The organism is Mesorhizobium sp. RCC_202, from assembly GCF_041355295.1.
Lineage (GTDB): Bacteria > Pseudomonadota > Alphaproteobacteria > Rhizobiales > Rhizobiaceae > Mesorhizobium.
Genome location: NZ_JBFUPO010000002.1, coordinates 439,243 through 453,971 on the forward strand (window position 1 = coordinate 439,243; position 14,729 = coordinate 453,971).

Annotated in this window: 8 protein-coding genes and 1 tRNA gene; 1 reads left to right on the forward strand and 8 read right to left on the reverse strand. The window is 65.1% G+C overall.

Annotated features, from left to right (window positions below):
- Nucleotides 1-12 precede the first annotated feature (12 nt).
- A complete protein-coding gene (locus tag AB6802_RS06410) occupies nt 13-978 on the reverse strand; it encodes a Gfo/Idh/MocA family protein (protein WP_371009170.1) in 966 nt (321 codons plus the stop codon).
- Between the two features lie 239 nt (nt 979-1,217).
- Here AB6802_RS06410 and AB6802_RS06415 point away from each other — a divergent pair.
- A tRNA-Met gene (locus tag AB6802_RS06415) sits at nt 1,218-1,294 on the forward strand.
- 75 nt (nt 1,295-1,369) lie between these two features.
- On the opposite strand, the gene AB6802_RS06420 is transcribed toward AB6802_RS06415, so the two are convergent.
- The 7 genes from AB6802_RS06420 to AB6802_RS06450 form a co-directional block, all read right to left on the reverse strand.
- The gene (locus AB6802_RS06420; protein ID WP_371009171.1) at nt 1,370-2,032 is read right to left on the reverse strand and encodes a TetR/AcrR family transcriptional regulator; all 663 of its coding nucleotides are present in this window, start codon (nt 2,030-2,032) and stop codon (nt 1,370-1,372) included.
- A 51-nt stretch (nt 2,033-2,083) separates the two neighbouring features.
- Nucleotides 2,084-2,608 (reverse strand): hypothetical protein, encoded by a 525-nt coding sequence (locus tag AB6802_RS06425; RefSeq protein WP_371009172.1) that lies wholly within the window; start codon nt 2,606-2,608, stop codon nt 2,084-2,086.
- Nucleotides 2,601-5,480 (reverse strand): sarcosine oxidase subunit alpha family protein, encoded by a 2,880-nt coding sequence (locus AB6802_RS06430; protein ID WP_371009173.1) that lies wholly within the window; start codon nt 5,478-5,480, stop codon nt 2,601-2,603. The genes AB6802_RS06425 and AB6802_RS06430 overlap by 8 nt, the downstream gene beginning before the upstream one ends.
- Entirely contained in the window at nt 5,477-5,746 is a 270-nt protein-coding gene (locus tag AB6802_RS06435) for a sarcosine oxidase subunit delta (protein WP_371009174.1), read from the reverse strand. Before AB6802_RS06435 ends, AB6802_RS06430 begins: the two co-directional genes overlap by 4 nt.
- 13 nt (nt 5,747-5,759) lie before the next feature.
- Nucleotides 5,760-7,013, reverse strand: coding sequence for a sarcosine oxidase subunit beta family protein (locus AB6802_RS06440; RefSeq protein WP_371009175.1), 1,254 nt, complete (start codon nt 7,011-7,013; stop codon nt 5,760-5,762).
- A 148-nt stretch (nt 7,014-7,161) separates the two neighbouring features.
- Complete coding sequence (locus tag AB6802_RS06445; RefSeq protein ID WP_371009176.1) at nt 7,162-7,995, reverse strand: GNAT family N-acetyltransferase; 834 nt, start codon at nt 7,993-7,995, stop codon at nt 7,162-7,164.
- 84 nt (nt 7,996-8,079) lie between these two features.
- Nucleotides 8,080-14,727 (reverse strand): MBG domain-containing protein, encoded by a 6,648-nt coding sequence (locus tag AB6802_RS06450; RefSeq protein ID WP_371009177.1) that lies wholly within the window; start codon nt 14,725-14,727, stop codon nt 8,080-8,082.
- Nucleotides 14,728-14,729: the final 2 nt, after the last annotated feature.

Genomic DNA, 14,729 nt, shown 5'->3' on the forward strand with positions numbered 1-14,729 from the left:
AGATAAACCGCTTCAGGCGGGCGAACCGCTATGCGCGACCGTGCCGGCGGTCAGGATGCGCAGCACCCGGATCGCCTCTTCGCCGTCGGTGCGCGGCTCGGCGCGGGTTTCGATGCACTGCATGAAATGAGCGAGCTCGCGCGTCAGCGGCATGCCTTCGCCGACAGCCACATAGGAAGGCTCATTGGCGGTGAAGGCCCACTGGCCGCTGTCCTGCCAGACCGCGTGGCGATAGACGGCAAGCTTGCGCTCCCAGGGCTCGACATCGTCGAAGACGGCCATTGCCTTGGTGCCGACGACCGTCAGCCGCCGCTCGCGATAGGGGTTGAGCCGCGAGGCGAAGAGGTGGCTGCGCAAGCCGTTGGGAAAGCGCATATGCAGATGGGCGAAGTCGCTGAGATTATCGAGAAGCGCCGCGCCTTCGCCCCTCACCTCGATCGGCTCGGTGCCGGTGATGGCAAGGATCATCGACAGATCGTGCGGCGCCAGATCCCACAGCGCGTCGTTCTCGGTATGGAACTTGCCGAGGCCGAGCCGATGCGAGTGGATGTAGCGCACCTCGCCGAGCTCGCCGTTGTCGATCAGCGCCTTCAACATCTCGAAGGCCGGATGGAAGCGCAGCACATGGCCGACCATGAAGACGCGGCCATTGTCTTTTGCCGCCTTCACAGCGCGTTCGGCATCAGCGACCGTCAGCGCGATCGGCTTTTCCACCAGCACGTCCTTGCCGCTGGTCACGGCGCGCACCGCCGTGTCGGCATGGAATTGCGGCGGCAGCGCCATGACGATGGCATCGATATCGGCACGCTCGAACAGCTTGTCCGGCTCTATTGCCAGACAATCCTGCTCGCTGGCGAAACCTTCCGCGCGCGCCCGATTGACGTCGGAAACGGCAGAGAGCGCGCCAAGCGCCTTGAGGGTGCGGATATGGTTGCTGCCCCAGTATCCGCAACCGAGGACGGCGATGCGCGGCTTCATTCGCTCAAAACTCTAGAAATTCATGGGCGAGACATAGCGACGTGCTCGACCGAACTCAACCCCGCCCGCGTCCTCACGATCATCTGGCCGGCAAAGCTTTTCTGCGACGAGATTATGCTTGATGCCGGCCGCTTCCAAGCTTGACAGCTTTGCCCCGTCACCCTTATATCCGCGCGACCTCGGCGAACGCCTTGAAATGCCACCCATTCCGGACGGTTTTTCAAGCCATTTGCCACCCTGGCGGGGTAGCTCAGTTGGTTAGAGCACGGGAATCATAATCCTGGGGTCGGGGGTTCAAGTCCCTCTCCCGCTACCAAAACCTTCCAGCACAATCCGTGCGATCGAAGGACCGGGATCCGCGCCTGCTGCGAGAAACCGCACTCAGCTCGGTTTAGTCGCCGGCCCGCCGTCGCACTTTTTCGGCAAAGGCCTCCACCTCGCCCGCGCGCGGTTCCTCGCCTGTGTGCGTGAGCAGATAGGATGGCGTCAGGAAGAGGCGGTTGCTCACCGGCTCGACGATCTCCAGCGAGTAGTAGCCGATCTGGGTGAAGTAGAGCACGCGCGCCCGCACGAACGCTTCCGTGTCCGCAAAACCATGCCGCGCAAACATCGCTCGGATGGCATCGACCCGCGCATCGTCCTCCTCATGGACGATGCGATGCACCGTGGCTGACTGGCGCGACCAGGCGCGCACGGCGAAATCCAGCCGCGGGTTGAACAGCGATTCATCCAGCCAGCACTCGAAGATGTTGAGCACCGCCTGCGTTATCGTCGCGGCCGGCCGCCCGGCCTGCTCGACGATGAAACGCGTGTTGTTGTTGCGCCAAAAATCCAGAAGCTGGTCCAGCAGGTCCTGACGGCTCTTGAAATACCAGTAGAAGCTGGAGCGGGAGACGTTCAGTTTCTGGCCGAGCGCCAGCACACGCACCGCCTCGACGCCCTCGCAGATCAACGTCTCCAGCGCGAGCTTCATCCAGTCCTCGCGCGTCACCTTGGTGTTGCCGGTCAGGCCGGACCGGCGCGCGACGTCGTCATCACTGGAATCAGAAAGCATTGCGAGCCAGCCAGCATTGAACGCCGGCTGGATAGACCTGAAACGGCGCCACTACAATCCTGCCGATTGTTCGAGCCATTCCCAGAGATACGGCGCAAACCCACGCTCGACATGGAGACGTACCCGGTTGGCATCGCCGAACCGGTAGAACAACACGCTGACGCCGGCAAAAAGCACCGAGGCCGAACGGCTCGCCTGCCCCGGATCGAGCGCTGTACCCCTGGCGATCAGGCCGGCCAAACCTGGCCCCTCGATCTCGAACACAAGCAGCCCGGCATCCACCACCGAGACCGCGAACCCGGCCTGGTGCCAACCAGCGGCGATGGAGAACGGCGGTTCGCCGACCGCAAGCAAGCGATCGCGCGCGATCCGCACCATGTATCTGTCGCCGCTCGCAACCGCGCCGGCGCCCACGCCCTCGCCGGCAAGCCCCGACACCTTCGACCAGGCCGTCAGGTTACCGCTGACCAGGAGCTGGCTCAGCCCGCCAAGCGTTCGCATGGTCACGCCGTCCTTGTTCAGCGTCGCGGTGTCGAAGTCGGGCGCTGCCGGCCATTTTTCTGCGAGATTACGCACTGAGGCGCCTCCCTTCCGGATCGAAGGCGCAGGGCGCAACGATGGTCGCCTGCCGCACGACGCCGAGATGTTGAACGTCGATCGTCTCGCCGTGCCGCGCGGCACCTCGCTCGATGAGCGCCAGCGCAATCGGTCGGCTGAGCGTCGGGCTCCGATAGCTGGAGGTGACGAAGCCGATGCTTCTGAGGCGACCGTCGATTTTCTCCACGCCATGCGCCCCCGTCGCCAGCGGCGCCTCGCCTTCGTGTACCGCAAGGCCGACAAGCTGATTGCGATCTGAGTTGTTTGCCGCTTCGGTGAACAGCGAACGCCGGCCGACGAACTCGCCTGTGCGTTTGGCTCGAGGCCCCGCCACGCCGAGATCCTGCGGCATGGTGGTGCCGTCGGTGTCCTTGCCGATGACGATGTAGCCCTTTTCGGCGCGCAGGATCATCAGCGACTCCAGGCCGAGCAGAACGGCGTCGAAGGCGCGCCCCTCCTGCCGCATCCTTGCCCACAACGCGCCGGCTTGGTCGGCGCGGATGGAGATTTCGTAGCTCCTGTCGCCGGTGAAGGAGACCCGGGTGATGCGCGCATCCTCGCCGCCAAAACGGCCGCTGGCGACAGCCATGTGCGGCAGGCTGACATCGTCCAACGCAATGCCGAGATCGAGCGCCTCCATCAGCCCTCGCGCGTTTGGCCCCGACACGGTCAAGGTGGCGTATTGCGCGGTAGCGTTGTGGATATAGACCGCGTCGCGGCCGAACCGGTCCTGCCGCCACTCCTCCAGCCGGGCGTGGACGGCGGTGACATGCGAGGACGAGCAGGACACGACGAAGCGGTGCTCGTCCAGGCGAACCAGCACGCCATCGTCGAAGACAACGCCATTTTCCAACAGCATGAAGCCGTAGCGGCAATGTCCAGGCTTCAGGGTAGACATGGTATTGTAATAGATGAAGTCGACGAACTCGGCCGCGCGCGGGCCGATCACCTCGATCTTGCCGAGCGTCGAGCCGTCGAAAAGCGCGACGGACTCCCTGGCGCGCCGCGCCTGTTCCTGGATCGCCGCGCCGGCTTCGCCGCTTCCGTAATAGGCAGGCCGCAGCCAGCCGCCATATTCCTGGAACACGCCGCCCGCGGCGCGATGGTTCGCCTCCAGCGGCAAACGACGGACCGGCGCGTGCATGCTGCCGCGGCGCGCGCCGGCGAGGCTGGCGAACGGCACCGGCGTGAATGGCGGCCGGTAGGTGGTGGTGCCGACCTCGGGGATGGCGCGTCCGGTGATATCGGCGAGCAGCGCCAGGCCGTTGAGGTTCGACGTCTTGCCCTGGTCCGTCGCCATGCCGAGCGTCGTGTAGCGCTTCAAATGCTCGACGGAGACAAAATTCTCCCGCGCCGCGAGCTCGACATCCTTGGCGGTGACGTCGCTCTGGTAGTCGATCCAGACACGGCCCTTGGCCTTGCGCTTCGGCCACAGGCCGACGACGCCAAGCGTTGCCTCCGCTCCCGTGCTGCGCGGCGCCGGCGACGACGCGCGGAACGGGCCGAGCGCACCAGCGCCACTGGCCAAGGTCTCGGAGAGCGCTACCGTCCCGGCCACGGCGCCGGCAACGGCGATCCCGTCAACGGCTTCGCCCGGAATGAAAGCCGCAAGCTTGTCGCTCCAGGCAAGCTTGCCTTTCGCCTGCGAGAACAGATGCACGGTGGGCGTCCAGCCGCCGGAAACCAGCACGCAGTCGGCCACAAGCGTCGTGCCGTCGTCAAGCAAGACACCCTCGACCGCATTGCGGCCGCGCGCCGCCGTTATCATGCGCCCCGCCAGAACGCGAACGCCCGCCTCCGCTTTCGAGCCACCGTCGCGCCGGCAATCGACCACCGTCACCGAAGCGCCCGTAGCCGCCAGCGCCGAGGCCGGCTCGTAGGCGCTGTCATTGTTGGTCGCAACTACGATCTGCCGGCCGACAAGCACGCTATGCCGGCGCAGATAGCTGAGCGCCGCATCGGCCGACAGGCTGCCCGGAAGATCGTTGTTGGCGAACGGAACCGGCCGCTCGATCGCGCCGGTCGCCAGCACGATACGGCGCGGACGCACCCGCCACAGCGTATCGGGCCGGCCATCGCGATGCCGCTGGTTGAGCGCGACCAGATTGTGATCGTAGAGGCCAAAGGCGGTGGTCTCGCTGAGCACGAGCTGACCGCCGGTCCTGAGCTTCGCGACAATCGCCTCGACCCAATCCGAACCCTCGACACCATCGACTTCGCCGGCGCGATGGCGCAGCGATCCGCCGGGGTGCGTCCGCTCATCGACGAGGACGACCGAATGCCCAGCCGCTGCCGCGCTTGCGGCCGCCGCCAGGCCGGCCGGTCCGGCGCCGACCACCAGCACGTCGCAGTGATGGTTGATCTGGTCTGCGACCGGACGCGGCTTCCACTCGCTGTCGACGACGCCAAGCCCAGCCATGGCGCGGATACGCGGCTCGAACATGTGCCAGTCCGGCCACATGAAAGTCTTGTAGTAGAAGGCTGCCGGCAGGAAGCGGGCAAAGCGGTCGAGCACCGCGTTTCGGTCGGCGGCCGCGGTCGGCGAGGCGTTGACACTCCTGACCACGAGACCGTCCGCGGCCGGCACCGTCGTTGCTCGCGCATTCGGCACCCGGCCACCGGCACTCTCGACATCGACAAGCGCGTTGGGCTCCTCGACGCCGGCGCCCCAGATGCCGCGCGGCCGGTGATATTTGAAGCTGCGGCCGACAATCGCCTGGCCGCTCGCCAGCAAAGCCGAGGCGATCGTGTCGCCGGCAAAGCCCTCGACGCGCCTGCCGTCGAAGGTGAAGGAGAGCGGGCGGCTGCGGTCGATGTCGCTGCCACCAATGGCAAGACGGAACGCGCTCATGCGGCGTGCTCCGTCTCACCGAGACCGGAAGAACCCGACACCTGGTGATTGACGCTGTCGCGGCTCATCGCGAAGAACTCGCCGCAGGTCATATGCACCCAGATCTCGCGGGTTGCGCCTTTGGGATTGTCACGCATATGGAGATAGCCGGCCCAGCGCTCGGGGGTCACATCGGCGCCATCGGGCCGCAGATTGCCGGCCTCGCCGCCATAGTGAAATTCGCTTTCTTCGCGCGGCCCGCAGAACGGGCAGGGAAAGAGCTGCATCTTTTCTACACCTTCAATGGGCGATGCCGGAGCCGGCGGCTTCGTCGACCAGGCGGCCGCGGGCGAAGCGGTCGAGATCGAAAGGCCGGCTGATGTCGTGGTGTTTGCCGGTGGCAAGCAGATGGGCCAGCAGCGTGCCGCCGGCGGGGATCGCCTTGAAGCCGCCCGTGCCCCAGCCGCAATTGAGGAACAGGCCCGGCAGCGGCGATTCACCGATGATCGGCGAGGAGTCCGGAACGACATCGACGATGCCCGCCCATTGCCGCATCATCTTCAGCTGGCCGAAAATCGGGTACATTTCGAGCATGCCGGCGATCACGCCTTCCAGCACCGGCAGGTTGCCGCGCTGACCATAGGACGGAATGCGGTCGAGCGCGCCGCCGATCACCAGTTCGCCCTTGTCCGACTGGCTGACATAGACACCCGTATCCGGCGAGATCACCACCGTGTCGAGGATCGGCTTGACCGGCTCGGACACGCAGGCCTGCAGCGCATAGGAATTGATCGGCAGCCGGAATCCCGCTTTCGCCGCCAGCACCGAGGAATGGCCGGCCACCGCCATGCCGATACTCTCGGCGCGGATGGCGCCGCGCGAGGTGACGACGCCGCGGCAGCGTCCGTTCTCGACGATGAAGTCGAGGATCTCGCAATTCTGGATGATGTCGACGCCAAGTCGATTGGCCGCGCGCGCATAGCCCCAGGCGACGGCATCGTGCCGTGCCGTGCCGCCGCTCGGCTGGCAGGTGCCGCCATAGACCGGGAAACGGGCGTCCGGGCTGAAATTATAGATCGGCACGACGCGGCGCACATCCTCGATGGAATAAAGCTCGCAGTCGACACCGTTGACCTGGATGGCGTTGACGGATCGCGCCGCGGTTTCCATCGCCGCTTCACTGTGCGCAAGTGTGAGGATGCCGCGCTGGGACAGCATCACATTGTAGTTCAGGTCCTTCGACAGCGTCTTATATAGGCTGTGGGCCAGACCGTAGATCGCCACACTTTCGGGGTAGAAATAGTTCGAGCGCACGACAGTCGTGTTGCGGCCGGTGTTGCCGCCGCCGATCCAGCCCTTCTCGAGCAACGCCACATTCGTGACGCCGTGATTCTTCGCCAGATAATAGGCCGTGGCGAGGCCGTGCCCGCCGCCCCCAATGACGATAGCGTCATAGCGTGGTTTCGGCTCAGGAGAGCGCCAGGCCTTTTCCCAGCCGGTCTGGCCGGCAATGCCTTCCTTGAACAGCGAAAGCGCCGAATAATGTCTGGTCATGCCCGCTCCGGACCAACGAACGCCGATCTTGCGGGCGTCTACTTAGCGCGAATGGACATATGTGTCCATTCAACCGCGACCGTCTTCTGGCAGATATTTATCGGGACCGGGACGTGTCTCCTCGCGACTGGTCGCCAAGCGGCCGCGATCAGCCCAATTCCAGCGTCGTGATGCCGAAAACTCTCGACGCTTCGAGTTGGGGATGGCCTCCCTTGTACATGCGGGTGGTGGCGAAGCCTGGAACCAGACCGGCGGCTCGAAGGCCGGCGGCGAACCCGGCCTGGCTTGCCGGCACGTCGATATGCAATGTCTCGCCGGCGGTCGTGGCGCAGAGATGCGCCGTCATCGCCACGGCCAGGTCGACACCGTCCGCGAACAGCGGCCCGATCTTGAAACCCTCCCGGCACCGGCGCGCCACGCCATAGCCGGTGATACCGCCTGGACCGGCAGACATGATCGCGATCCTCGGCGGTTGCAGCCACCCCCGAAGGAATGCCTCTCGCGGTGCGGCGAAGCACTGGCGATCGTAAGCGAGCATCCCCGCCATGTCGGCGGACGTCACGGGCCGTATGTCGCCGCCGCCGGGCAATCCTGCGGGGCGACCGCTGTAGCGGACAGTCTCATAGGCGGGCACGAAGCCCATGCGCTGGTAGTTGGCGCGTTGCTCGGCCACACCGTCCAGACCGACGATGCGGTTGCCGAGGCGTGCCATGCCGGCGCGCCAGACCGCCTTGCCATGGCCTTCGCCACGCCGTTCGGGCCGGCAGATATAGAGGCCTATGAAGCCGTAGCTCGAGCCGTATGCGGCAGCCGAAATGCCGGCCACCATCTCGCCTCCGAGGAAGGCGCCGATAAACCCTTCCGGATCGGCCGCCCGCAACGCGGCCGCATCGCCGAGCCCGGGATTCCAGCCCTCATCGGCCGCCCAGCCGACAAGTGTTTCCACCTCACTGGCCGTCAGTATCCGGATCGTTCTTGGCATTGCTCGGGCCGTACCCTGGTAAGGGAGCTCAAGCCATCAGGATAGGCCGCTACTTGCAGGCCGCAAGGCCTCCGTCACCTTCCACTATTGACCGACGCCGGCCTGCTCGGCGGACGCCAGGACGCATACGGTGGAAATCGTTCCAGCCGAGCGGCAGAATGCGGTTTCGTCGAAGCGCGGGTCCTCGACGACTGTCTGCGGATCGGCGCCCGGGACGGCCCCTGAGAACAGAGTCGGCAACGGAGCGCCGCTGCCATGGTCCAGCGCATTGTAGGCAACGATGCTGGCGATATCCGTCGGCGTCGCGATGACCTCGCTTGGCCGCACCACCAGGTTGGCGCCGACATAGGTCAGGTGATAGTTCGCCGAAACGCCGAGGCTGCCTTGCACGATGGCGTAGCTGCCGGGTGCGCTCGCTGAAGCCGCGTCGGTCGAGAGCGCGCCGGTGAGACTGTCGCCGGCAACCAGCCCGAGCCCGCCGATCGTATAGGTGAGCGGCGGATTGGCCGCTCCCTGCGGCCGGCTCTGGCCATCGGCCGTGACGGTGATCGCCCGCTTGCCGATGCTGAAGTCGGCACCGACGAACGTGATGTCATAGTTGGCGTTGCCGGCATCGGTCAGCGTGCCCCGGCTGATGGTGTAGCTGCCGGCATCCTCACCGGATGCGCGATCCAGGTTGCCCACAAGTGCGGCGCCGCTGCCGAGATCGCTATGGCTGTAGCCCAGCGTCTGATCGGCATTGCCGTAGATCTTGCCCTGGCCCGTATTCGCCATCACCGTCACCGCGCGTTTGCCGATGCTGAAATCGGCGCCGATGAAGGTGAGATCGTAGTTCGAATTGGCGGCGTTGGTCAGCGAGCCTTGGCCGATGCCGTAGCAGCCCACAGTCTCGCCTGCCGCGCGATCGAGCGAGCCGACCAGCGCGACGCCGGTGCCGAGATCGGTAAAGCTGTAGCCGAGCGTCGGATCGGCATCGCCATAGGTCTTGCCCTGACCCGCATTCGCGGTGACCGTCACCGCGCGCTTGCCGATATCGAAATCCGAGCCGACAAAGCTGATCTCATAGTTGGAGTTGTTGGCATCGGTCAGCGTGCCCTGGCCGATGGCGTAATTGCCGACGGTCTCGCCGGCATCGCGACCAAGCGCTCCGACCAGCGCAACACCTGTGCCGAGATCGGAATAGCTATAGCTGTAGGAAGACGGATCGGCATTGCCGTAGGTCTTGCCCTGACCCGCGGTCACCGTCACCGCCCGCCTGCCGATGTCGAAATCATTGCCGACGAAGCTAATGTTATAGTTCGAGTTGGCGGCATCGGTCAGCGTCCCCTGTCCGATGGTATAGGAGCCGACTGTCTCGCCCGCATCGCGGTCGAGCGAGCCGACCAGCGCAACACCGGTGCCGAGGCCGGAATAGGTGTAGGTGTAGGACGACGGATCGGCATTGCCGTAGGTCTTGCCCTGCCCGGCGGTCACGGTCACCGTCACTGCCCGCTTGCCGATGTCGAAATCATTGCCGACGAAGCTGATGTCGTAGTTGGAATTGGCGGCATCGGTCAGCGTGCCCTGGCCGATGGCGTAGCTGCCGACAGTCTCGCCGGCATCGCGATCGAGCGCTCCGGCCAGCGCGGCGCCGGCGCCGAGGCTGGAATAGGTGTAGCCGTAGGACGAGGGGTCGGCGTTGCCATAGGTCTTGCCCTGCCCGGCGGTCGCCGTCACCGTCACCGCACGCTTGTTGATGGCGAGGTCCACGCCGCCGACGAAGCTGATGTCGTAGTTGGCGTTCGCCGCATCGGTCAGCGTGCCCTGTGTGATCGCGTAGCTGCCGACGTCTTCGCCGGCATCCCTGCCGAGCGCGCCCACCAGCGCCACGCCGCTGCCGAGATCGCTGGTCGTGTAGCCAAGCATCGGGTCGGCATCGCCATAGGTCTTGCTCTGCCCGGCCGTTGCCGTGACGGTGACGGACCGCTTGCCGATGGCGAAGTCCGCGCCGACGAAGCTGATGTCGTAGTTGGAATTGTTGGCGTCGGTCAGCGCGCCCTGCGTGATGGCGTAGTTGCCGACATTCTCGCCGGTGTCCCGGCCGAGCGCGCCGACCAGCGCGACACCGGCGCCGAGATCGGAGTGGCTGTAGCTGTAGGAGGACGGATCGGCGTCGCCATAGGTCTTGCCCTGCCCGGCATCCGCGCTGACCGTGACCGCGCGTTTGGCGATGTCGAAGTCCTTGCTGACGAAACTGATGTCGTAGTTCGAATTGTTGGCATCGGTCAGCGAGCCCTGGGTAATGGCATAGCCACCGGCATTCTCGCCGGCGTCTCGATCGAGCGCGCCGACCAGCGCGACACCGATCCCCAGATCGGAAAAGCTGTAGCTGTAGGACGACGGATCGGCATCGCCATAGGTCTTGTCCTGGTTGGGATTGGCGCTGACAGTCACGGCGCGCCTGCCGATGGTGAAATCGGCGCCGACGAATGTGATGTTGTAGTTGGCGTTGGAGACGTCGAGCGTGCCCTGCCCGATGGCATAAGTTCCGGCATTCTCGCCTGCCACGCGATCGAGGCTGCCGGTCAGCGGCAGTCCGCCGAGATTGGAAGCGGTGTAGGTGTAAGCGGCCGGATCGCTGTCGCCGTAGACCTTGCCCTGCCCTTGGTCGACGGTGACCGTGATCGCCCGTTTGTTGATGGTGAAATTGGCGCCGACATAGGTGATATCGTAATTCGCGTTGTTAGCGTTGGTCAGCGTGCCCTGGCCGATGGCATAGGTGCCTGCATTCTCGCCGGCATCTCGGTCGAGCGAGCCGGACAGCGCCACGCCGCTGCCCAGATCGGAGTAGATATAGCCATAGGACGACGGATCGGCATCGCCATAAGTCTTGCCCTGACCGGAATTAGCCGTCAGGGTCACCATCCGCTTGGCAACGGAAATTAGGCCCGTGCTGTTGAAGGCAAGGGCGTAGCCATTCTGCGCGGCGACGTTGGCGGCATCGATGGTGATCGTGTAGGTCCCTGCTCCGAGCGGCTGGAGGGCAAGCGTAGCCGGGGTATAAAGCGCCGGCGCGCCGGTGAAGGCGGTAGCGGCGTTGTCGCCGAGATAGGCATTGGCCACTCCTGCCTGGTAGCCCGATACCGAATAGGTCAGCGTCGGCATGGCGTCGCCATAGACCATCGACGCATTGTTGGAGCTAAAGGTCAGGGTCGGCTGATAGGCGAAGACATAACGATTGCCTGACACGCTCACCGCGCCTCCGACCGTCGTGTTCCACACCGCTGTGTTGCCGCTGTCGAGATTGCCGAATGTGTTGCCGGTGGGTGCCGCCGCATAGACCAGCCAGCGCCCGCTGGTGGCGGTGACGGCATCGCTGCCGCGGCTGTTGATGAACTTGCCGCCGGCGGCCAGCACCGGATCGGTGCCGCTGACTTTGGCGCTTGCGGCGATCGTCAGGTCGCCGGTGGTCTGTAGTTGAACCTGGCCCGTCGTGGTGGCGCCGGTCGTGGTCATTCCGCGCGCGCTGCCGACGCTCCCGATGGTGAGCCCGCCGAGATCCACCAGGTTGACCGATCCGGCATTGGCGGCGACGGTGCCGATCTGGTTGCCGGCATTGGTCAGGCTGAAATTGCCGGTGCCGCCAAGCCAGAGCGAACCTGCCGTCAGGCTGCTGCTCGTCTGCGCGACCGTGCCGTCCGACGACAGCGCCAGCGTGCCGGCGCCGACGTTGACAGCCTGGTCGAGCGCGAAGATCGTCGCCGCCGTTTCGATCTGCCAGTTGGCGAAGGAAAGCGCGCCGACATAGGTCGATCCCACGGTTGCCGCGGCAGCGTTCTGCAGCGCCGAAAGCGACGTGATCGAGCTGTCCGCTTCGTCGAGACGCCAATTGCCATAGACGTTGAGATTGGCGACGTTGCCGCTTGAAACCCCGCTGCGGAACGTGACGCCGTTCTGCGCGCCCGAGCTGTCGCTCGGATTGGGATCGCGGACCGTATAGGCAAGCACACCGCCGCTGATCCAGCCGGTCGGCACGGCGATGTAGTAATAGCCGTTGACGCCTGTCGACACCGTGCCGAGATCGACGCCATTCGACACGGCAGTCACGAGGCCCGGATTCTTCACATAATACGGCTGACGGGTATCCGACGACAGCGGGGTGACGCCGTCATCCTTGTAGGCGATCCCGGAAATCGCCTGGACACCGTTCGGATAGAAACTATTCAGATAGGGGTAGAGGCCGCCGGAACCGCCGCCGAAGGCCGAGCTCAGGCCATTGGCCTCGCCGCCCTGGAAGTCGGCGGTGCTCAATCCGATCACGCTGCCGGTATTGCCGTAACCGATAGCGACGGTCGTTCCCGATGTGGTCGTGTCGAACGTGCTGTTGGTGACCGTGCCGTAATTCAATCCGACCAGTCCGCCCACCTCGGCGGCTCCGAGCGTTCCGCTGGCTGGCCCGGTCGAGTACGCATCGCTGATCGATCCCTGGTTCAGCCCCACAAGCCCCCCGACGAAGCGTGAACCGAGCACCCAACCATATGAATAGGACTGGCTGATCGTACCGCCTGCCGTGTTGGTGCCGACCAGTCCGCCGGCAGAATTGTAGTCACGCGCGTTCACTCCGACCGTCGAGAACGACCGGATGATCGAGCCATCGTTCTGGCCGACCAACCCGCCCGTCGAGCCGGCGCCATGAATCTGGCCGCTCGCCCATACACCGGAGATGGAGCCCTTGTTCCAGCCGGCGATGGCGCCCGTCTCATAGGAAGCCATCACGACCGCGTCGACCAGCCCGACATTGCGCACCGCGCCCCCACCGCCGATATAGCCGAACAGGCCGGCATAATTGTTGCCGCCGGGGGTCGACCACAAATCGTTGACGGTGTTGCCGAGACCGTCGAACGCGCCGGTGAAGCCGTTGCCGCTGTTGAGGATATTGGTGTTGCCGTCGGTGCCGATCGGGATGAAGCCCTTGGGGCCATTCCAGTTGTAGGTGGCGGTGGCGTCGATGGTGTTGGCCAGCGCGTAGCGTCCGGCGAGGTCGCCGTTGATGGCTTGCAGCTGGTTGACGTCGTAGATCAGCGTGTAGCTCTGGCCGTTGATCGACAGCGCCTGTGCCCCTTGCGTGCCGGTAAACGTCACCGAGGCGCCGAGCGCATAAGATACGAAACCGCCGGTGCCGCCATGATTGGTGACCAGCGACAGCCCGCCGACGCCGCCGATCGTGGCGCCGGCATTGAAGACGATCGAGTGATAGGCGTCGAGTGTCAGCGTGTTGGCGCTCCAGGCGATCGGCGCGGCCACGGTGATGTCGCCCGCCTGCGAGCCGCCGCTGCCGGTCGAGATGGTGACGTTGGCCGTGGCGAGCAGGTTCTGCAGCGTGGTGACGTTGATGACGCTGTCATTGGTGTTGGCGCTCATGCTGCCGCCGATGTTGCCGGCAGCGTTCGATATGGTGACGTTGTAGGGATCGAGCAGAAGGTCGCCGGAGTCGCCGAAGCGCGCGCTGAGATCGGCCGAGCCGGTGAAGTCGAGGCGCTGCTTGCCGGAAACTTCCGTAAAGCCGCCATTGCCGCCTTCGTCGCCGCCGCGTGCGGAAATCTTGCCGGCGAACGTCGTCACCGCGTCCGACCACACGATGACCGTGCCGCCATCGCCGGTGCCGGTCGCGTCGGCGCTGATCTTGCTGTCGGCATCGATTTCGGTGGTTTCGGCATGCTGCAGCGTGCCCGAGCCTTGCTTGTCGCCGCCGATCTTGATGGTGCCGCCGCCATTCTTGCCCGAGGCGTCGACAACAGCGCTCTTGAGCTTCAGCTTTCGGCCGGTGACCGTAACTTTACCGCCTTGACCACCCGCCTTGGCCGACGCGTCGAGAGTGCCGGAGACTTCAACGGCCCCCTGGTCGCCGCCAAGCACGATTTCACCGGATTGACCCGAGACCGTGCGCGCCTCGACAAGGCCGGACATATTGACGGCCTGCCGCGCCGCTTCCTTGGCTGCCGCAGCCTTGATCTCGACACGACCGCCATTGGCGCTGATTACGCCCGAATTGCTGACCAGCGCGTTCGAGCCTGCTGCATTTGTCGGCACGGCGACCTGCAGGAAGCCATCGCCGGAAAGATCGAGCGCTGCTTGTTCGCCCGAGCCAAGGCCGACCTTGCCGAGCGGCACGCTGATGGTGCCGGAATTGTCGACGCTGCCGCCGATCAACGCGGCATAGCCGCCTGAGCCGATCGAGATGGTGCCTTCGTTGGAGACGGCCGCGGACGCGCCCTTGCCCTTGAACTTCAGCTTGCCGGCCTTGAAGTCGTCATCGCTGATATCGAGCGAAGAGCCGACGAAGCCGGCGGCACTGACCTTGCCGGTCTTGGAGATGGCAATGCCGTTCGGATTGACCAGAAACACCTGGCCGTTGGCGTTGAGTTGGCCGGCGATCGTCGACTTGGTGTTGCCGGTGACACGGTTGAGCATCACCGACGACGACGTCGGCTGCTCGATATCGACCCTGGCGCCGGCGCCGATGGAAAAGCTCTGCCAGTTGACGATGGCCGCGTTGGTCGACTGCTTGATCGCAAGTCGCGAGGCCGACGGCTTGGAGATTGTGACGCCACCGGATGCAACACTGCCGCCGGTCGGCAGTTCCTGCGCCTTGGCTGATGTGAAGCCGACAAGCGCCGTCGAGGCCCACAGCAGCGCCGTCAGCGATGCGCTGGTGCGGTTGAAGAGAAGCGATGGGAAGGCCCGGCGTTGCATGG